The organism is Herbiconiux solani NBRC 106740 (assembly GCF_001571005.1).
GTDB lineage: Bacteria > Actinomycetota > Actinomycetes > Actinomycetales > Microbacteriaceae > Herbiconiux > Herbiconiux solani.
Genome location: NZ_BCST01000006.1, coordinates 228908 through 247308 on the forward strand (window position 1 = coordinate 228908; position 18401 = coordinate 247308).

General features: G+C 69.6%; 19 protein-coding genes and 1 tRNA gene. 12 read left to right on the top strand and 8 right to left on the bottom strand.

Annotation, left to right across the window (positions count from 1 at the left end; translation table 11 throughout):
• From HSO01S_RS12750 to HSO01S_RS19740, 3 genes are all read right to left on the bottom strand, one after another.
• A complete protein-coding gene (locus tag HSO01S_RS12750) occupies positions 1-237 on the bottom strand; it encodes a hypothetical protein (protein ID WP_066041974.1) in 237 nt (78 codons plus the stop codon).
• 88 nt (positions 238-325) lie between these two features.
• On the bottom strand, positions 326-520 hold the full coding sequence (locus HSO01S_RS12755) for a helix-turn-helix domain-containing protein (RefSeq protein ID WP_066041975.1): 195 nt from the start codon (positions 518-520) through the stop codon (positions 326-328).
• On the bottom strand, positions 517-738 hold the full coding sequence (locus tag HSO01S_RS19740) for a helix-turn-helix domain-containing protein (RefSeq protein ID WP_066041977.1): 222 nt from the start codon (positions 736-738) through the stop codon (positions 517-519). Before HSO01S_RS19740 ends, HSO01S_RS12755 begins: the two co-directional genes overlap by 4 nt.
• A gap of 206 nt (positions 739-944) precedes the next feature.
• Here HSO01S_RS19740 and HSO01S_RS12765 point away from each other — a divergent pair, with 206 nt between their 5' ends.
• Genes HSO01S_RS12765 through HSO01S_RS12775 form a run of 3 tightly spaced genes read left to right on the top strand, consistent with a single transcriptional unit; the run spans position 945 to position 2939 of the window.
• Positions 945-1379, top strand: a complete 435-nt coding sequence (locus HSO01S_RS12765; RefSeq protein ID WP_066041980.1) for a helix-turn-helix domain-containing protein — start codon at positions 945-947, stop codon at positions 1377-1379.
• Positions 1380-1402: 23 nt separating this feature from the next.
• Entirely contained in the window at positions 1403-1819 is a 417-nt protein-coding gene (locus HSO01S_RS12770) for an ImmA/IrrE family metallo-endopeptidase (RefSeq protein WP_066041982.1), read from the top strand.
• A 7-nt stretch (positions 1820-1826) separates the two neighbouring features.
• Entirely contained in the window at positions 1827-2939 is a 1113-nt protein-coding gene (locus HSO01S_RS12775) for a tyrosine-type recombinase/integrase (protein WP_066041984.1), read from the top strand.
• A 77-nt stretch (positions 2940-3016) separates the two neighbouring features.
• Here the strand turns inward: HSO01S_RS12775 and HSO01S_RS12780 are convergent.
• A tRNA-Lys gene (locus HSO01S_RS12780) sits at positions 3017-3092 on the bottom strand.
• A 41-nt stretch (positions 3093-3133) separates the two neighbouring features.
• Entirely contained in the window at positions 3134-3421 is a 288-nt protein-coding gene (locus HSO01S_RS12785; RefSeq protein WP_157079059.1) for a hypothetical protein, read from the bottom strand.
• A 214-nt stretch (positions 3422-3635) separates the two neighbouring features.
• On the opposite strand from HSO01S_RS12785, the gene HSO01S_RS12790 reads away from it, so the two are divergent.
• Together HSO01S_RS12790 and HSO01S_RS12795 are read left to right on the top strand one after the other, a co-directional pair.
• The gene (locus HSO01S_RS12790) at positions 3636-6320 is read left to right on the top strand and encodes a helix-turn-helix transcriptional regulator (RefSeq protein WP_066041988.1); all 2685 of its coding nucleotides are present in this window, start codon (positions 3636-3638) and stop codon (positions 6318-6320) included.
• 312 nt (positions 6321-6632) lie between these two features.
• Positions 6633-8009, top strand: a complete 1377-nt coding sequence (locus tag HSO01S_RS12795) for a glucose-6-phosphate dehydrogenase (protein ID WP_066042218.1) — start codon at positions 6633-6635, stop codon at positions 8007-8009.
• 49 nt (positions 8010-8058) lie between these two features.
• Here HSO01S_RS12795 and HSO01S_RS12800 read toward each other — a convergent pair whose 3' ends face one another.
• Positions 8059-8559: a hypothetical protein gene (locus HSO01S_RS12800; protein WP_066041990.1), complete on the bottom strand. Its 501-nt coding sequence runs from the start codon at positions 8557-8559 to the stop codon at positions 8059-8061.
• A gap of 205 nt (positions 8560-8764) precedes the next feature.
• On the opposite strand from HSO01S_RS12800, the gene HSO01S_RS12805 reads away from it, so the two are divergent.
• Complete coding sequence (locus tag HSO01S_RS12805) at positions 8765-9958, top strand: mechanosensitive ion channel family protein (protein WP_066041991.1); 1194 nt, start codon at positions 8765-8767, stop codon at positions 9956-9958.
• A 12-nt stretch (positions 9959-9970) separates the two neighbouring features.
• On the opposite strand, the gene HSO01S_RS12810 is transcribed toward HSO01S_RS12805, so the two are convergent.
• Positions 9971-10165, bottom strand: coding sequence for a hypothetical protein (locus HSO01S_RS12810; RefSeq protein WP_066041993.1), 195 nt, complete (start codon positions 10163-10165; stop codon positions 9971-9973).
• A 79-nt stretch (positions 10166-10244) separates the two neighbouring features.
• On the opposite strand from HSO01S_RS12810, the gene HSO01S_RS12815 reads away from it, so the two are divergent.
• The 6 genes from HSO01S_RS12815 to ilvC all read left to right on the top strand — a co-directional run bounded on the left by HSO01S_RS12815 (position 10245) and on the right by ilvC (position 17818).
• Positions 10245-11840, top strand: coding sequence for an alpha,alpha-trehalose-phosphate synthase (UDP-forming) (locus HSO01S_RS12815; RefSeq protein ID WP_084361637.1), 1596 nt, complete (start codon positions 10245-10247; stop codon positions 11838-11840).
• The gene (otsB, locus tag HSO01S_RS12820; RefSeq protein ID WP_066041995.1) at positions 11837-12619 is read left to right on the top strand and encodes a trehalose-phosphatase; all 783 of its coding nucleotides are present in this window, start codon (positions 11837-11839) and stop codon (positions 12617-12619) included. Before HSO01S_RS12815 ends, otsB begins: the two co-directional genes overlap by 4 nt.
• A gap of 30 nt (positions 12620-12649) precedes the next feature.
• Complete coding sequence (ilvD, locus tag HSO01S_RS12825; protein ID WP_066041997.1) at positions 12650-14344, top strand: dihydroxy-acid dehydratase; 1695 nt, start codon at positions 12650-12652, stop codon at positions 14342-14344.
• 44 nt (positions 14345-14388) lie between these two features.
• Positions 14389-16215 (top strand): acetolactate synthase large subunit, encoded by a 1827-nt coding sequence (locus HSO01S_RS12830; RefSeq protein WP_084361638.1) that lies wholly within the window; start codon positions 14389-14391, stop codon positions 16213-16215.
• A 3-nt stretch (positions 16216-16218) separates the two neighbouring features.
• A complete protein-coding gene (ilvN, locus tag HSO01S_RS12835; RefSeq protein ID WP_066041999.1) occupies positions 16219-16728 on the top strand; it encodes an acetolactate synthase small subunit in 510 nt (169 codons plus the stop codon).
• 64 nt (positions 16729-16792) lie between these two features.
• Positions 16793-17818 carry a ketol-acid reductoisomerase gene (gene ilvC / locus HSO01S_RS12840; RefSeq protein ID WP_066042001.1) on the top strand — a complete coding sequence of 342 codons (1026 nt, stop codon included), beginning with the start codon at positions 16793-16795 and terminating at the stop codon, positions 17816-17818.
• Between the two features lie 184 nt (positions 17819-18002).
• On the opposite strand, the gene HSO01S_RS12845 is transcribed toward ilvC, so the two are convergent.
• Positions 18003-18380 (bottom strand): hypothetical protein, encoded by a 378-nt coding sequence (locus HSO01S_RS12845; protein WP_066042003.1) that lies wholly within the window; start codon positions 18378-18380, stop codon positions 18003-18005.
• Positions 18381-18401 lie beyond the last annotated feature (21 nt).

Genomic DNA, 18401 nt, shown 5'->3' on the forward strand with positions numbered 1-18401 from the left:
TCATGACGCCACCGCGCGGAGACGGAGCTGCGGGTGGGCCGGGACCAGCGGCTGGCCGGTCCAGATCGTGGCGAGCGACTCGAAGTCGCAGTACACGACGCCGGCCTGGATCTGCGACACGATCGTGTGGGCGAGCCGGAACCCGTCCTGACCGGGCCCGCAGGGGATGACTCGGCGGGAACCGTACCGGCCGACGACGATCTGTCCGCCGTACCGGAACACCTTGAAACGGTGCATCGATCTCTCTTCTCTCTTCGATGGGGATGCCGCGCCCGCCCGGGTGGGTGTACCGGTGGGGGATGCGAACGCGGCAGTTCGTGGGGGGTCAGGCCGACTGCTTGACCGGGACCTGCTGGGCCTTCATGTAGTCGTCGACCTCGGCTTCCGAGTACCGGATCAGCCGGCCGATGCGTGAGTAGGGGAGGTTGACGCGCTTCCCGCGCCAGTCCTGGAGGGTGCCGACCGGGATGCCGGTGAGCTCGGAGCACTGCTGCTCGGTGAGCCACTTCGTCGCGGTCATGCCGCCTTCCCCTTCCGGGGGGCGTTCTCGGCGATGGCGCTGGCGGCGATGCGAGCCACGTGACCGATCCACGCGTCGCTCGGCTCGGTGACGCCGTTCTCTACACGAGAGAGGTACGACTCCGAGACGCCCGCACGATCCGCCAGCTCCCTTGCTGTGATCCCGGCCCGGTCCCGCAGGACCCTGATGACCTGTCCGGGTGATTCTGTGCTCTGCATAGGAAAGACATTAGGCACTCTTTCCGGTGTTAAGCAAGTTAAGTTCGGAAAGACATTCGAGATTCAGCCTCGGTATTGCCTATTCAGCGGAAATACCCATACGATAACTACCCGTGACCAATGACACTGACCGGAAATTCCCGGAACTCACATCTCAGGCGATCAAGGCCGCGACACAGCAAGAGCGTTTGTCGTACGGGCCACTGGTGAAGCAGCTGCGCACGCAGCAGGGGCTTCGCCAGATCGAACTCGCCGAGGCTGCCGGGACGACCGAGCGCACGGTCCGCAACATCGAGGGCGGCTCGACTGCGGGTCAGGCCGCGATGCTCATCAAGATCTTCCGGGCGCTGAACGTCGAGCTCGAGCACCGCGACTACGCGGCAGACGTGCAGAGCTACCTCGCCATGGTCGCGCCGCTGATCGAGCAGATCGAGCCGGCGAACAGACTCCGGGTCATGACCCGCGTGATCGGGCTTCTGAGCGACGCGGTCGCCGAGGGTGCCGTGCCCACTGTCGGGGGTGCCGCTGATACTGATGCCACGCCGCAGGAGATCACCGAGAAGGCACGCGAGGCATGGGCCCGCGGAGAGGGCCGCCGGGCTGCGAAGCGTCGAACGAAGAAGGACACCGAGGAGGAGTGATGTTGCAGCTGGTGGGGGAGGCTATGCGGCTGGGGGTCCGCATCCACGTCGCACATCTCGATCAGATCGAGGAGGGCCTGCTCGGGTTCTACGACCACGACGAGAACACGATCTACGTCGACATGAACCTGACTCGGGCCGAGCGGAACGAGGTCGTCGCGCACGAGCTCGGGCACGCCCAGTTCTGCCACACCTGCGACAGCGAGGTCGGGGAGCGGCAGGCGAACCGGTACGCGGCCGGCCTGCTCGTCGACCCGGCCGAGTACGCACGCGCCGAGGCGATGTCGACCGACGTCGCGTTCATCGCTGAGGAGCTCGACGTGACCCCGCAGATCGTCGTCGACTACCGGCGGTATTGCCTCGAGCGGATCGGTGTCACGACGTACGCGTCGCCTCACATGGGCTCCGGGCAGTGGTCGGCGCGGTACGCGAATGCCTAGGCCGCCGATGCCCCTCGAGACGTGGGGGAAGATTCGCCGCACGGTCGTCGGCGGGAAGCCGACGGCGGTCACCTACTACCGGAACTCGACCGGGAAGCGGCTCGTGATGCAGCGCTCTGGGAAGTCGCACGCGCAGGCCGAGCGGGCCCTCCTCGAAGCGCTCCGAGCGGCCCTGTCCGAGGATCCGTCGGAGGCGCTGCTGTCGCCTACGTCGACGGTCGCCGAGCTCGCGCACGTGTGGCTCGAGGAGCGGAAGCTGAAGGGCACCACGGCGGGCACGATCAACACCTACCGGAACTCGATCCGCGCCCACATCGAGCCGGGCCTCGGCAGTCTCCGCATCCGGGAGGCGACGACCCCGCGGCTCGATAAGTTCATCCGCGGCCTCATGCGCTCGAACGCGACCGCGCGCACCGCCCGCACCGTGCTCATGCAGATGTTCGCCCTCGCCGTCCGCCACGGCGCCGTCCAGACGAACCCGGCCGCCGGCGTCATCGCGGTCACGGCGACGAAGAAGCTCGTGAAGGTCGTCGGCGCGGACGAGCTGCGCCTCATGCGCGACCTGTTCCGCGAGTACGACAAGCACCACGTCTCCGAGCTCTACGAGATCGCCCAGGTCCTCACCGCGACCGGCGCCCGCATCGGCGAGGAGCTCGCCCTCGACTGGGACACCGACACCGACCTCGACAAGGGGCGCGTGTTCGTGAACAGCACCCTCATCACCGACGGGGGCCTCGTCCGCCAGGACCACCCGAAGAGCTTCGCCGGCCACCGCGGCCTCACCTTGCCGCGCACGGTCCACACGATGCTGCTCGAGCGACGCGTGCACGCCGAGTACGAGATGGTCTTCCCCTCGTCGACGGGAACGTACCGGTGGCCGGCGAACGTGCGCCGGCAGTGGCGGGATGCGCTGAAGGGCACACCGCTCGCCGGGAAGACGCCGCGCGACTACCGGAAGGCCGTCGCGACGCACCTCGACCGGAAGCTCGGTGTGAAGGCTGCAGCAGCCCAGCTGGGGCACGGCACGGAGGACATCACGATCGAGTACTACATCGAGAAGCAGGAGACGATCTCGGACTTCTCGGAAGTCATCGAGACCCTGTTTGAAAGTAGCGAGTAAATAGCGGATCCGGCCGTTCGGCTGACTCTCCGGTTAACGCAAAAACGGCCCAGATCCGCAGACCTGGGCCGTTCGAGTGGTGCACCCCCTGGGACTTGAACCCAGAACCCACTGATTAAGAGTCAGTTGCTCTGCCGATTGAGCTAGAGGTGCGCGGCTCTTGGCGAGCCAGTCGTCAACATTAGCATGCCTTTTCAGGGTGCGCGAACCGGGTCGACGACGTCCCCCGGATCGCCGTTCTTGGTCAGGCGGACGGTCGCCACGACTGTGATCACGGCACCCAGCGCGGTGAAGCAGAAGGCGATCAGGGCGCCCCATTCGACCAGGCTCGCGGCGGGCCCGTGCTCGTCGACATCGCCGGTCTCGCTGATCTGCACGAGGGCGATCGCGCCGCCCACGAGGAGGTCGAGCACGAACAGGGCGGCGCCGATCAGGTAGGCGAGTCGGAGCAGCAGCACGAGGCGGGCCGTTCTAGCGTTCACGGCTCAACGATACGGGTACGCATGCCGCTGGGGGAGCCACTACGTATCGCTTCCTCGGCCACTACGTAACCCGGGGTCGGAGCCCGGATTCGGGTCGAAAAAGTGAGTAGAACCTACTCAAGGCCCGGCATCCGGTGAGAGCGGATGCGGCGCCGGACCGCAGTCGCCGACGACCCACCCGCCTGTCGGCGCCGAGAGAAAGCACCCGCAGCGCATGACAACCCGCAGAAACGCACCCGTCCTCCCCGGCGGTCAACGGCTCCACGGCCGCGACCGGCAGTTCAAGCAAGCGCTGGCCTGCCTCGCCCGACGCGAGGCGCGAGCGCTCGTCGTCGTCACAGGCCGCCCCGGCGTGGGCCGGACGGCCTTCGCGGAGGCCCTGGCAGCCGCCCTGGAGCCCGAACGGCGGGTCCACCTCATCCGTGGACGCGCCGATCTCACCGGCGTGCCGTTGGGCGCGCTGGCGCCCGCCCTCGCCGTCCTGCCGGTCCAGGATGCCGCCGGTTCCGCGATCGTCGAGTTCCACCGGTCGGTGAACGACCCCGACGTGGTCCTCCTCGTCGACGACGCCCACCTCCTCGACTCGGCGAGCCTCTGCGTGCTCGAGCAGGTCATCGACGGGGGCGTGGCCTCCGTGGTCCTCACCCGCACGACCGGCTCGGAGAGCACCGGCCCGCTCGGGTCGTCCGGCCGGGCGCCCAGCGCGCTGATCGAACTCACGGCCCTGTCGGCATCGGATGCGCACACCCTCGTGAAAGACCGGCTCGGCCCCAGCGTCGGCCCGGTTGCCGCCGAGGAGATGGTCCGTCTCTCGGCGGGCAGCACCCGCACCCTCTCCGAACTCGTCGACGCCGCCGTCGGCGCGTCGGACCTCTGCGACGACTCGGCCTCCTGGCGCGAGCGCTGGCCGTACCTGTCGAACGGCGTGATCGCTTCCCTCCCGGCCGATCCGCTCGACACCGATCCGCTCGTCGTCGACCTGCTCGCGGTGCTCGCGGTCGCGGGCGACCTGCCGGTCGAGCAGGGGGGCACCTCGGGCGTCTCCGAGCGCGGCACGCAGCGCGCCGAGGCCCTGGGGTTCGTGACCACGCGGCAGCACGACGGGCGCATCTGGGTGTCCCTCGCGCATCCGCTCTACGCCGCCGTGGTGCTCTCGACGGTCTCGGGCCTCTGGCGCGCGAGCTTCTGCGCCGCGGGTGCCGACATGCTCGACGGCTACCCGGCCCACCGGGTTCGCCGGGCCCTGCTGCAGCTGGCCGCGGGTCAGCCCGTGCCGCCCGCGCTCCTGGTCGACCTCGCCCGGCGTGAGCTGAGCGAGCAGCGCTACACGACGGCGATCCGCCTCGGCGAGCACGCCGTCGCCGGCGGAGGCGCCGACCCGACTCTCCGCTCGGCGGGGGAGTACGTGCAAGCGCAGGCGCTCTCGCAGGTGGGCCGGATCCGAGAGGCCTCGGAGCACTTCGACGCGGCCTGGCGCGCGGCGGCGGTGGCCGAGACCGGGGGCGACCTCGACGAGGGCTTCCTCGCCTCGCTCGCGCAGGCCGAGGGCAATCATCTCGCCTTCCGGATGCTGCGGCCCGACCTCGCGCTCGCCCGGGTCGAGCCGGTGCTCCGACGGCTCACCGATCCGGTGCACCGCTCCCTGGTCGAGTCCGACCTCGTCAAGTGGCGGCTGATGGCGGGCCAGGGCATCACGACCGACCTCGAGGCGCTCTCGGTGCTGGGCCCGGTCGAGACGCCCGGTGACCTCAACCTGCTCATCATGACCGCGACGCTGCACACGATGGGCGGCAACCTGTCGCTCGCCGGGGAGGCCGTCGAGCGCGGGCTCGCGGAGTGCGACCGGTTCCGCGACGTGCTGCCGAACGCCCGCGACCTCCTGCAGCTCTCCGAGGTGCTCGTGCTCTCGTTCACCGGCCGGTTCGCCGAGGCCCGCGCCGCGGCGCGCGCCAACCTCGCCCGGGCCGAGGAGGCCAACCCGAGCGCCCGCGGCGTCTGGCGCTTCGCCCTCGCGATGATCGAGCTGCACACCGGCTCGCCGGCACGCGCCTGGAAGCTGATCTCCGAGGGCCGACGCGACCTGGTCTGGCGCGACATCGCCGGGCTCCTGCCCACGGCGGATGCGCTCTCCGCGGCGATCGCGGCCCGCACCGGGCGCTTCGCGATCGCCCGCAGCTGGCTCGACCAGCTCACCCCCGCCGAGGTGCGCGATCCGAAGGTCGAGCTCTACGCCTCGCTCGCCCGCGCCTGGGTCTCGGCCTCCACCGGGCGGCCCGGGTTCGCGATCCGCAGTCTCGGGCCGGCGCTGCACAAGGCCGCCGACGGCGGGCAGCGGTATCTCGCGGCGCTCGTCGCCTACGAGGCCATCCGGATCGAGCCGGTCGTCGGCGCGACCGTCATGCTGCCGCACCTGATCGCGGCCCGAAGTGCGTTCCCGCTCTGCGAGTCCCACGCCCACGCGATCATCGCCCGCGGCGACGTGCTGCCGATCGCCAAGCAGCTGGCCGAGGCCGGGCTCCTCGGGCCGGCGATCGATGCGGCGCGCTGGGCGGCCGACACCGCCGGGACGGATCTCGCCCGCGCCTCGCTCGCGCACCGGCTCGCCGACTCGTGGACGGTGCGCACCGGGGTCGCGATGTCCCACCGGCGCCGCCAGTCGCATCCGCGGGTCACCCCGCTGACCGACCGGGAGTGGCAGCTCGCCTCGGGCGCCGCCTCGCACCGCACGAGCGCCGAGCTCGCCGCCGAGTTCGGCATCTCGGTTCGGACGGTCGACAACCACCTGGCCCGGATCTACAAGAAGCTCGGGATCGCGGGGCGGCGCGAGCTGAGTGCAGAGCTCAGCGAACTCCAGCTCGACGGGCCGTACGAGGGCTACCCGGCTCAGCAGAACCGGTAGCGGCGAGAACGAGTAGAAACTACTCATCACGCTGGTGGGGCGGGATGCCGGAGACTTACCGTGGCGCACAGCCGGGTCATCCGGTACGCGCTCTCGTGTTGCACAGCGCTTGGTTCACTTGTCAGTCCCAGGCCGCCCGAGGGCGTTCGGTGATCCACGACCAGAGGTGGCCTTCGGGTGGTCGCCTCTGGTCGTCCCGGCCAGCCGCCTGCGGTCGTCCCGGCCAGCCGCCACGGGTCGTCCCGGCCCGTCGCCTCTGGTCGTCCCGGCCAGTCGTGTGCGGCGATCTTCGAGCGCACTACTGTGAAGAACATGACGCAACGGGTCGACACTCTTCTCATCTTCGGCGCGAGCGGAGACCTCACCGCACGCCTCCTCCTACCGGGGCTCGCCCAGCTCCTCACCTCCCAGCCAGAGCGCCGCCTCGAGCTGATCGGGGCGGGTGGAACCGAGTGGACCGACGAGGAGTGGCGTTCGGTCGTCACCACCTCGTTCGCCGAGGTCAAGGCCGACGGAGCCGCGGTCGAGAAGCTCGTCGCGAGCACCCGTTACGTGAACGCCGACGTCACCGATCCCGCCGAGCTGCAGAAACTGCTCGGCATGGCGAAGGGCACGCCGGCGATCTACTTCGCCCTGCCGCCGGCCGTCGCCGCGAAGGTCGTCGTGGCCCTGCAGTCGGTCGACTACCCGTCCGGGCTCACGCTCGCCCTCGAGAAGCCGTTCGGCATGGATGTCGCCAGCGCCGAGGCCCTGAACGGCGAGCTCGCGAAACTCGTCCCCGAGAACCAGGTGCACCGCGTCGACCACTTCCTCGGCCGATCGACCGTCTTCAACTTCCTGGGTCTGCGCTTCGCCAACAGCATCTTCGAACCGCTCTGGAACGGCGAGCACATCTCGCGCGTCGACATCGTCTACGACGAGCAGCTCGGACTCGAGGGCCGGGCCGGCTACTACGACAAGGCCGGTGCGCTGGTCGACATGATCCAGAGCCACCTGCTGCAGGTCATGGCCGTGCTCGCCATGGAGCCGCCCGCGACCCTCGGGCAGAACGACCTGCGCGACGGCAAGGAGCTCGTGCTGCGCGCGACCCACCTCTGGGGCGACGACCCGAAGACCGCGAGCCGCCGCGCCCGCTACACGGCCGGCACGATCGACGGCCGCGAGCTGCCGAGCTACTCCGACGAGCAGGGTGTCGACCCCGAGCGCGAGACCGAGACGCTCGCCGAGGTCACCCTCGAGATCGCCAACTGGCGCTGGAAGGGCGTGCCGTTCACGCTGCGCTCGGGCAAGGCGCTCGGCACCCGGCGCCGCGAGAGCGTCGTGACCTTCACGCCCGCCCGGCAGGTGCCGGTGGGCCTGACCGGAGCGAACACGCCGTCCGTGCTCCGCATCTTCCTCGCGCCGGACGCGATGTCGCTCGAGATCGACATCAACGGCCCCGGCGACCCCTACGAGCTGGAGCGGGTGAGCCTGGACGCGACCTTCGGCGACGGCCAGCTGCTGGCGTACCGCGAGGTTCTCGCGGGCATCCTCGACGGCGACCCGACGCTCAGTGTGCGCGGCGACTCCGCGGTCGAGGGCTGGCGCATCCTGGCCCCCGTGATCGAGGCGTGGAAGGCCGGAGACGTGCCGCTGGACGAGTACCCCGCGGGCAGCGAGGGCCCCGAGGGCTGGGCTCCGATCGGCTGAGCCGGGCACGGGGGTATAACGCCAGGCCGGACTCAGCGTCAGCCGAGACCTAGTTCGCGACGGTCCAGTCGGCCTCGGCGGCCTTCTTCGCCGATGCCTCGGCCACCTCGCGGTGGTGGGCGACAAGCGAACGAAGCGCCTCGTCCTCGAGCGGATCGGAGGCCACGGCCGCCGGGCGGGGCGCGAAGGGCTTGCCGAGGGGCGAGGCGAAGCGCTCGACGGGTGCGAGCTCGGCGCGAGCGGCGACCGGGGCGAGCGAGGCCCGCTGCGGCAGCGGCGCGACCGAGGAGCGACCCATCGATGCGGAGGGGATCGAAGCGGGTGACACCGAGGCCACAGCCGGCGCCGCCTGCCCGAGGTTCTCGCGCACCGTGATGCCGTGCTCGGCGAGGTTCGCGACGATGTCGCGGGCCACCGAACGGGCGAGAGCCGTGTGGAAGATGTCGTCGGTGTCGGACACCTTGCGACGGGTGATCGCGAACGATCCGAGGGGCCCGAAGTTCTCCATCAGGGTCTGGTTGACGAGCTCGTAGAGACGTTCAGCGCTCACCGTGCTCTCCCGTTGAGCCTTCGCGCGTCGTCTCCAGCCGATCATCGCAACGTCCTTCCGGTCACCCTCGTGAGAACAGTGTGCGGGCTGGGCATTCCCGGGGCCCAATCGACACGCCGGAGCGCGCCCTCCAATGGGCTGATTAGGCTGGAAATTCGTCACCCGCGGCTCCATCCGCCTCCGCGACCTCCCGGAAAGGCACCTCATGCTCATCGAACGCAGCTGGATCGCCTTCGCGATCGCCGGCGTCTCGGCCCTCGTGATCGCCCTCGCCCTCACCGCGATCATCGCCCTCGTGTTCCGCCTGGCCGCCCGTCGGCAGGGCTGGGCGAAGTCCCTCATCCGCCGTGCGCGCATCCCGTTCCGGCTGTTCCTGCTCGTGGTGCTGCTCTGGATCGCGACCGATCTCACGATCCCGTTCGGCGAGGGTCAGCCGGTGATCGACCAGCTGTTCCTGATCGCGACGATCGCGCTCGGTGCGTGGCTGGTCTGCGCGCTCGCCCTGGTGCTGGAAGACGGGGCGCTCAACCGTTACACGATCGACCGGCCCGACAACCGGATCGCCCGGCGCGTGCGCACCCAGGTGCTGATCCTCCGCCGGCTCGCGATGGTGATCGTCATCGTGCTCGCGGTCGGCGCCATCCTGCTCACCTTCCCCGGCGCCCAGGCCGTGGGCACGAGCGTGCTCGCCTCGGCGGGCGTGGTGTCGATCGTCGCCGGTCTCGCGGCGCAGTCGACGCTCTCCAACGTCTTCGCGGGGATGCAGATCGCGTTCAGCGACGCCGTCCGCGTCGACGACGTGGTGATCGTCGAGGGGGAGTGGGGGCGGATCGAGGAGATCACCCTCACCTACGTGGTCGTGCACATCTGGGACGACCGGCGGATGGTGCTGCCGAGCACCTACTTCACCTCAAAGCCGTTCCAGAACTGGACGAGGCGCACCTCCGAGCTCCTCGGCTCGGTCGAGTTCGACCTCGACTGGCGGGTCACCCCCGCCGAGATGCGGGTCGAGCTCGACCGTATCCTCGCGCGGACCGACCTCTGGGACCGGAGGGTCTCGGTGCTGCAGGTGACGGATGCGACCGGCGGCTACGTGCGCATCCGCATCCTGGTCACGGCGATCGATGCGCCGACCCTGTTCGACCTGCGCTGCTACGTGCGCGAGGAGATGATCGCGTGGCTCTACCGCACGAGCCCGCAGTCGATCCCTCGCACGCGCGTCGACATGATCGAGCCGGAGGCGGACATCTCGCACCGTGCCACGGCCGGCGACCCGGACTCGGGCGGCCTCTTCCACGGCGACCGGGGCGCGGAGGGGCGGGCCAGCCTGTTCACCGGGCCCATCCAGGCCGGCGGCTACATCGACGACGAGCCCGAGGAGCGCCAGGGGGGCCGCTAGCGCGGAGCCTGCTCAGTCGTCGCCGAGCTCGCGCGCATCCTCGTCCTGCTGCAGCACGCTGCCGATGGCGAGGGCCACCGTGATGCCCCAGCTCACCCACATCAGGATGAGGCGCCAGTCGCGGGGGCCCCTCCGGGTGGTCTGGATCACGCCGAAGGCGCCGATGACCGAGCTGATGATGCTGGTGTTGAGGATGTACTTGCGCACGTCGTTCCCGTCTCTTCACGTCGTTGGGTCCAAAGCTACCCCGGGCCACGCGCAGGTGCCGCTGGTAGTTTGAGGAGTCATGCCCTCATCAGACAGTTCCTCCGCACCGCTCGCCGGCGAGTTCGACTTCGTGGTCGTCTCGAACCGGCTGCCCGTCGACCGGATCACGGACGAGAACGGGGAGCCCTCGTTCCGCACCTCGCCGGGGGGTCTGGTCACCGCGCTCGAGCCCGTCATGCGCGAGGCGGACGGCGCCTGGATCGGCTGGACGGGATCGGCCGACGACCACGCCGAGCCGTTCGAGCACGACGGCATCCACCTCCTCCCGGTCGCCCTGTCGGACACCGACATCGAGCTCTACTACGAGGGCTTCTCGAACGACACCCTCTGGCCGCTCTACCACGACGTGATCGCGCCCCCGGCGTACCACCGCGAATGGTGGGAGCGGTACGTGATCGTCAACCAGCGCTTCGCCGACCGCGCCGCCGAGGCCACGGCCGAGGGCGGCACCGTGTGGGTGCAGGACTACCAGCTGCAGCTCGTGCCGAAGATGCTGCGCGAGAAGCGGCCCGACCTCACGATCGGCTTCTTCAACCACATTCCGTTCCCGGCATACGGCATCTACTCGCAGCTGCCCTGGCGCACCCAGATCATCCAGGGCCTCCTCGGCGCCGACGTGATCGGCTTCCAGCGCACCGCCGACGCGGGCAACTTCTCGCGGGCCGTCCGCCGCCTCCTCGGCTACCAGGCCAAGGGCACCGTGATCGACGTGCCCGTCGAGGCGGAGTCGGATGTCGCGAGCGCGAAGCACCGCATCTCGAGCGTCGGCCGCGCCGGCGGTGACAAGCTCGTCCGAACCGTCGTGGCCAAGGCCTTCCCGATCTCGATCGACGCGGCCCGCTACGAGGAGCTCGCGCGGCGCCCCGACATCCAGGCCCGGGCGAAGGAGATCCGCGACGGTCTCGGCAACCCCAAGGTCGTGATGCTCGGCGTCGACCGGCTCGACTACACCAAGGGCATCGGTCACCGCCTCAAGGCCTTCGGCGAACTGCTCGCCGACAAGACCATCGAGGTCGAGGACGTGACGCTCGTGCAGGTCGCGAGCCCCAGCCGCGAGCGTGTGCAGACCTACCAGACGCTGCGCGACGAGATCGAGCTCACCGTGGGGCGCATCAACGGCGACTACTCCACGATCAGCCACACGGCGATCAGCTACCTGCACCACGGGTACCCGCGGGAGGAGATGGTGGCGCTCTACCTCGCCGCCGACATCATGCTCGTCACCGCCCTCCGCGACGGGATGAACCTGGTCGCGAAAGAGTACGTCGCCTCCCGCTTCGACAACGACGGCGTGCTCGTGCTGAGCGAGTTCGCCGGGGCGTCGGACGAGCTGCGCACGGCGTTGCGGGTGAACCCGCACGACATCGAGGGCCTCAAGGAGGCCATGCTGCAGGCTACGGCCATGACGAAGGCCGAGCGCTCGCGGCGGATGCGCGCGATGCGAAAGCGCGTGCAGGAGAACGACGTCGCACGCTGGTCGTCCTCCTTCCTCGCCGCGCTCGCCACCCCGTCGGACGACCTCGCCCTGCCGAAGGCGAACCTCAGGATGCAGACCCGGTCCGAGGCGCGGCAGGACGAGCGCACCGAGGCGCGCGAGATCGAGGAGACCCAGTGAGCGCGCTGCCCTCCGATCTCCGTGAGGCCGTGCAGCGGCTGGCCGAGACGCCCGAGCTCCTGGTCGCGCTCGACTTCGACGGCACCCTGGCGCCCGAGGTCGACCGGCCCGACGACGCCCGCGCCCTGCCCGAGGCCCAGGATGCGGTGCTGCGCCTGCTCGAGCTGCCCGCGACCCATGTGGCCTTCATCTCGGGCCGGGCGATGGACAGCCTGCGGCACGTGACGGGGCTGCCGGAGTCGGCCCTCCTCGTCGGCTCGCACGGCGTCGAGGTGCGCGTGGACGGCCGCACCGCGATCGACCTGGACGACGCCGAGCGGGCGCGCCGGGACGAGCTCGGTCGCACCCTCGAGGCGATCGCCGACGGCATCGACGGCGCCTGGGTCGAGGAGAAGCCGGCCGGCTTTGCGCTGCACACCCGCCTGGCCGACGACGCCGGAACCGAGGAGGCCACCTCCCGCGCTCTCACCGAGACCGACCCTGAGGGCAACGGGCTGACCGTGCGCAGCGGCAAGAACGTGCTGGAGTTCTCGGTGCGCAGCACCACGAAGGGCGAGGCCGTCGCCCGGCTGCGCGAGCAGACCGGCGCCACCGCCGTGCTCTTCGCCGGCGACGACGTCACCGACGAGGACGGGTTCGCGGCGCTGGGCGAGGGCGACCTGGGGCTGAAGAGCGGCAAGGGCGAGACCCGCGCTTCTCATCGGGTCGACGGGCCTGCGGACGTCGCGGCGGTGCTGGCGGCGCTCGACGCGGCGCGGCGGGCCGTAGGGAGTGCATGAGCACCCCTTCGTCGGTTCTAAACTCGTAACATGCCGGAAATAGACATGAAGCCGCGGAGCCGCACCGTCACCGATGGAATCGAAGCCCTCACCTCGCGCGGCATGCTCCGCGGCGTCGGCATGGGCGACGGCGACTGGGAGAAACCCCAGATCGGCATCGCGAGCTCGTGGAACGAGATCACCCCCTGCAACCTCTCGCTCGAGCGCCTCGCCCGCGCGTCGAAGGAGGGCGTGCACGCCGGGGGAGGGTACCCGCTGCAGTTCGGCACGATCTCGGTGTCGGACGGTATCTCGATGGGCCACGAGGGCATGCACTTCTCCCTGGTGTCGCGCGAGGTCATCGCCGACTCGGTCGAGACCGTCATGATGGCCGAGCGCCTCGACGGCTCCGTGCTGCTGGCCGGCTGCGACAAGTCGCTGCCCGGGATGCTGATGGCCGCGGCCCGCCTCGACCTCGCCTCGGTCTTCCTCTACGCCGGCTCCATCGCCCCGGGCTGGGTCAAGCTCTCCGACGGTACGGAGAAGGACATCACGATCATCGACTCCTTCGAGGCCGTCGGCGCCGTGCGTGCCGGCCGCATGTCGATGGAGGACGCGCACCGCATCGAGTGCGCCTTCGCCCCCGGCGAGGGATCGTGCGGCGGCATGTACACGGCCAACACCATGGCCAGCGCCGCCGAGGCGATGGGCATGAGCCTCCCGGGCTCGGCCTCGCCCGCCGCGGCCGACCGCCGCCGCGACTACTTCGCGCACCGCTCCGGCGAGGCCGTGGTCAACATGCTGCGCCTGGGCCTCACCGCCCGCGACATCATCACCAAGAAGTCGCTCGAGAACGCGATCGCCGTCGGCATGGCCTTCGGCGGCTCGACCAACCTCGTGCTGCACCTGCTCGCGATCGCCGCCGAGGCCGAGGTCGAGCTCACCCTCGCCGACTTCAACAAGGTCGGTGACAAGGTGCCGCACATCGGCGACCTGAAGCCCTTCGGCCGCTTCGTCATGAACGACGTCGACCGCCACGGCGGCGTGCCGGCCGTCATGAAGGCGCTGCTGGACGAGGGCCTCCTGCACGGCGACGCGATGACCGTCACCGGCAAGACCGTCGAGGAGAACCTCGCCGAGATGGACATCGCGCCGCTGGACGGCGAGGTGCTCCGCCCGCTCTCCAACCCCATCCACAAGTCCGGCGGCCTCACCGTGCTCACCGGGTCGATGGCGCCCGAGGGTGCGGTCGTCAAGTCGGCCGGCTTCGACGCCGACGTCTTCGAGGGCCCGGCCCGCGTCTTCGAGCGCGAGCGCGAGGCGATGGACGCCCTGACCGAGGGGCGGATCAACGCCGGCGACGTCGTCGTCATCCGCTACGAGGGCCCGAAGGGCGGCCCCGGGATGCGCGAGATGCTCGCGATCACGGCCGCCATCAAGGGCGCTGGCCTCGGCAAGGATGTACTACTATTGACCGACGGCAGATTCTCAGGCGGCACAACCGGCCTGTGCATCGGCCACATAGCACCCGAAGCGGTGGACGCAGGTCCCATCGCCTTCGTGCGCGATGGTGATCTAATACGGGTCGATATCGCAGCTCGCTCGCTCGACCTACTGGTGGAGCCCGAAGAGCTTGCAGCTCGCCGAGACGGCTGGGCTCCGCTTCCTCCGCGCTATACCCGTGGCGTTCTCGCGAAGTACTCCAAGCTCGTGCACTCCGCTGCGGAGGGCGCGATCACCGGGTAGCTCCGCGCATCCATCAACCGTGCTTTTCTGACTGAGGAATCACCATGACCACGGACGCTTTCCCCGTGCCGACCAAGAAGACTCCGACATCAACGACCATCGCGGCCGCTCCGGCGGCCGACGAGCCTCTCATGCTCACCGGATCGGGCGCGGTCCTCCGCACCCTCAAGCTCCTCGGCGTCAAGGACGTCTTCGGGCTGCCGGGCGGCGCGATCATCCCGTTCTACGACGAGCTGATGGTGCAGGACGACATCCGCCACATCCTCGTCCGTCACGAGCAGGGCGCCGGCCACGCGGCCGAGGGCTACGCGGCCGCCACCGGCAAGGTCGGCGTCGCGATCGCGACCAGCGGCCCCGGCGCGACAAACCTCGTCACCGCGATCGCGGACGCCTACATGGACTCGGTGCCGCTCCTGGCGATCACCGGCCAGGTGTTCTCGCACCTGATGGGCACCGACGCGTTCCAGGAGGCCGACATCGTCGGCATCACGATGCCGATCACGAAGCACTCCTTCCTCGTCAAGCGCGCCGAAGACGTGCCGGCGACGCTCGCCGCCGCCTACCAGATCGCCTCCACCGGCCGCCCCGGCCCGGTGCTGGTCGACATCACGAAGGATGCGCAGCAGAACCTCGCCGAGTTCGTCTGGCCCCCGAAGATCGACCTGCCCGGCTACCGCCCGATCACGAAGGCGCACGGCAAGCAGATCCAGGCCGCCGCGCAGCTGATGGCCGAGGCCAAGAAGCCGGTCTTCTACGTCGGTGGCGGAGTCATCCGCGCCGAGGCGACCGCCGAGCTCCTCGCCCTGGCCGAGGCCACGGGCATCCCGGTCGTCACGACCCTGATGGCCCGAGGAGCCTTCCCCGACTCGCACACGCAGAACCTCGGCATGCCGGGCATGCACGGCACCGTCCCCGCGGTGCTCGCGCTGCAGGAGAGCGACCTGCTGATCTCCCTCGGCGCCCGGTTCGACGACCGCGTCACCGGCAAGGCGGCCGACTTCGCGCCGCACGCCAAGGTCGTGCACGTCGACGTCGATCCGGCCGAGATCTCGAAGATCCGGATCGCGGACGTGCCGATCGTGGGCGACGCGAAAGACGTGATCGCCGACCTGATCACCGCCTACGGCGACGTGGCCGGCGGCAAGCCACTCGACCTCGCCGACTGGTGGACCTACCTCGACGGGCTCCGCGAGGAGTTCCCGCTCGGCTACACCGAGCCGAGCGACGGCCTCCTGGCCCCGCAGTACGTGATCCAGCGGATCGGCGAGCTCACCGGCCCCGAGGGCGTCTTCGCCGCGGGCGTCGGCCAGCACCAGATGTGGGCGGCGCAGTTCATCAAGTACGAGCGCCCCAACTCCTGGCTCAACTCCGGCGGCGCCGGCACGATGGGCTACGCGGTCCCCGCGGCCATGGGCGCGAAGGTCGCCCAGCCCGACCGGGTCGTCTGGGCGATCGACGGCGACGGCTGCTTCCAGATGACGAATCAGGAACTGGCCACCTGCACGATCAACGACATCCCGATCAAGGTCGCGATCATCAACAACTCCTCGCTCGGCATGGTGCGCCAGTGGCAGACGCTGTTCTACGACGGCCGCCACTCCTTCACCGACCTGAACACCGGTCACGAGACGCGGATGGTGCCCGACTTCGTGAAGATGGCCGACGCGTACGGCGCGCTGGGCATCCGTGTCACGAAGGCCGAGGAGGTCGACGCGGCCATCAAGCTGGCCCTCGAGACCAACGACCGCCCGGTCGTGATCGACTTCATCGTCTCGGCCGACGCGATGGTGTGGCCGATGGTCGCGCAGGGCACGTCCAACAGCGAGATCCAGTACGCCAAGAAGCTCGCACCCGAGTGGGAAGAGGAGTAGACCATGAGCACCCACGTTCTGAGCCTGCTCGTCGAGGACAAGCCCGGTCTGCTGACCAGGGTCGCCGGCCTCTTCGCCCGCCGCGGCTTCAACATCGAGTCCCTCGCCGTCGGCAAGTCCGAGATCGAGGGCCTGTCCCGCATCACCGTCGTCGTCGACGTCGAGGAATTGCCGCTCGAGCAAGTGACCAAGCAGCTCAACAAGCTGATCAACGTCATCAAGATCGTCGAGCTCGACCCGGTGCAGGCCGTGCAGCGCGAGCACCTGCTGATCAAGGTGCGGGTCGACAACGTCACCCGCTCGCAGGTGCTCGAGGCCGTCACCCTCTTCCGCGCCCGCGTGGTCGACGTCTCGAGCGACGCGCTGGTGATCGAGGTCACCGGCGACTCGGGCAAGACCCAGGCCTTCCTGCGCGTGCTCGAGCCCTACGGCATCAAGGAGCTCGCCCAGTCGGGCCTGCTCGCGATCGGCCGCGGCGGCAAGAGCATCACCGAACGCGTCTTCAAGAACTGACCGCATCCCGCACGTCCCCGACGCACGCTGCCGAACGCTCGTGCCAAAGAAGGAGAAAAATCAAGTGACCGAGATCTTCTATGACCAGGACGCCGATCTGTCCCTGATCCAGTCCAAGAAGGTGGCCGTCATCGGCTACGGCTCGCAGGGCCACGCCCACGCGCTCAACCTCCGCGACTCCGGTGTCGAGGTCGTCGTCGCGCTCAAGGAGGGGTCGAAGTCGATCCCCAAGGCCGAGGAAGCGGGCTTCACCGTGCTCTCGGTCGCCGAGGCGACCTCCTGGGCGGACGTCATCGTCATCCTCGCCCCCGACCAGCACCAGCGCGGCATCTACGCCGCGGACATCCAGCCGAACCTGGCCGAGGGCAAGGCCCTCCTGTTCGGCCACGGCTTCAACATCCGCTTCGGCTACATCGAGGCGCCCGAGGGCGTCGACGTGATCATGGTCGCCCCCAAGGGCCCGGGTCACACCGTGCGCCGCGAGTACGAGGCCGGCCGTGGCGTGCCCGTGATCGTCGCCGTCGAGAAGGACGCGACCGGTTCGGCCTGGGACCTGGCGTGGAGCTACGCCAAGGGCATCGGCGGCCTCCGTGCCGGCGGCATCAAGACCACCTTCACCGAGGAGACCGAGACCGACCTGTTCGGCGAGCAGGCCGTTCTGTGCGGCGGTGTCTCGCAGCTCGTGCAGTACGGCTTCGAGACCCTGACCGAGGCCGGCTACCAGCCGCAGATCGCCTACTTCGAGGTGCTCCACGAGCTCAAGCTGATCGTCGACCTGATGTGGGAGGGCGGCATCGCCAAGCAGCGTTGGTCGGTCTCCGACACGGCCGAGTACGGCGACTACGTCTCGGGCCCGCGCGTGATCGACCCGCACGTGAAGGAGAACATGCAGGCCGTTCTCGCCGACATCCAGTCCGGCGCGTTCGCGAAGCGCTTCATCGACGACCAGGACGCCGGGGCTCCCGAGTTCCTCGCCCTGCGCGAGAAGGGTGCCGCGCACCCGATCGAGGCCACCGGCAAGGAGCTGCGCGCGCTGTTCGCGTGGAAGCAGCAGGACGCGGATTACACCGACGGCAGCGCTGCGCGCTGACATCGGTGTAGTCCGCACGCGGACGCTGTGCTGGTCAGTTCGGATGCGCGAGCGCATCCAAACGCCGACGGCAGCGCCGCGCGCTGACCTCGGTCGCGGCGCTCAGGCGCTGCGATGACGAAGGGCCCCGGGACGAGAGTCCTGGGGCCCTTCGGCGTTGTCGAGGTTGCGGCGGATGCCGGGGTCAGGCAGTGCGGATGAAGTTGGTCAGGATGCCGGCGTTGGTCAGCGCCGTGCCGATCGCGGTGTCGAGCTCGAGGAAGGTGGCGCTCGAGCGGCTGATTCCGATCGCGCCGCCCATCATCCCCGTTCCCGACTCGCGGTAGAAGCGCGCCACGAGCGAGCCGTCCTCGGCGGTGAAGAACTGCATCCGGTAGATCAGGCGCTGCCTCGACCCGGCGAGACCGCCGAAGAGCACGGTCATGGCCTGGCTGCCGCGGGAGACCTCCCAGTTGCCGGCAGCATCGGGGGTCACCCCGAAACCCTGACCGTCGAGGGCTGAGGTGATGACCGCTTTGGCGGCCGTGGGATCTCCGGAGACGAAGTAGTCGACGCTGGGCATGGGCCGAGCCTACTGGGGTCG

What these genes read in the sequence shown, in the direction of transcription:
- HSO01S_RS12750 (WP_066041974.1), bottom strand. Translation starts at nt 237, where the DNA reads ATGCACCGTTTCAAGGTGTTCCGGTACGGCGGACAGATCGTCGTCGGC.
- HSO01S_RS12755 (WP_066041975.1), bottom strand. Translation starts at nt 520, where the DNA reads ATGACCGCGACGAAGTGGCTCACCGAGCAGCAGTGCTCCGAGCTCACC.
- HSO01S_RS19740 (WP_066041977.1), bottom strand. Translation starts at nt 738, where the DNA reads ATGCAGAGCACAGAATCACCCGGACAGGTCATCAGGGTCCTGCGGGAC.
- HSO01S_RS12770 (WP_066041982.1), top strand. Translation starts at nt 1,403, where the DNA reads ATGCGGCTGGGGGTCCGCATCCACGTCGCACATCTCGATCAGATCGAG.
- HSO01S_RS12775 (WP_066041984.1), top strand. Translation starts at nt 1,827, where the DNA reads ATGCCCCTCGAGACGTGGGGGAAGATTCGCCGCACGGTCGTCGGCGGG.
- HSO01S_RS12790 (WP_066041988.1), top strand. Translation starts at nt 3,636, where the DNA reads ATGACAACCCGCAGAAACGCACCCGTCCTCCCCGGCGGTCAACGGCTC.
- HSO01S_RS12795 (WP_066042218.1), top strand. Translation starts at nt 6,633, where the DNA reads ATGACGCAACGGGTCGACACTCTTCTCATCTTCGGCGCGAGCGGAGAC.
- HSO01S_RS12805 (WP_066041991.1), top strand. Translation starts at nt 8,765, where the DNA reads ATGCTCATCGAACGCAGCTGGATCGCCTTCGCGATCGCCGGCGTCTCG.
- HSO01S_RS12815 (WP_084361637.1), top strand. Translation starts at nt 10,245, where the DNA reads ATGCCCTCATCAGACAGTTCCTCCGCACCGCTCGCCGGCGAGTTCGAC.
- ilvD (WP_066041997.1), top strand. Translation starts at nt 12,650, where the DNA reads ATGCCGGAAATAGACATGAAGCCGCGGAGCCGCACCGTCACCGATGGA.
- HSO01S_RS12830 (WP_084361638.1), top strand. Translation starts at nt 14,389, where the DNA reads ATGACCACGGACGCTTTCCCCGTGCCGACCAAGAAGACTCCGACATCA.
- ilvN (WP_066041999.1), top strand. Translation starts at nt 16,219, where the DNA reads ATGAGCACCCACGTTCTGAGCCTGCTCGTCGAGGACAAGCCCGGTCTG.
- HSO01S_RS12845 (WP_066042003.1), bottom strand. Translation starts at nt 18,380, where the DNA reads ATGCCCAGCGTCGACTACTTCGTCTCCGGAGATCCCACGGCCGCCAAA.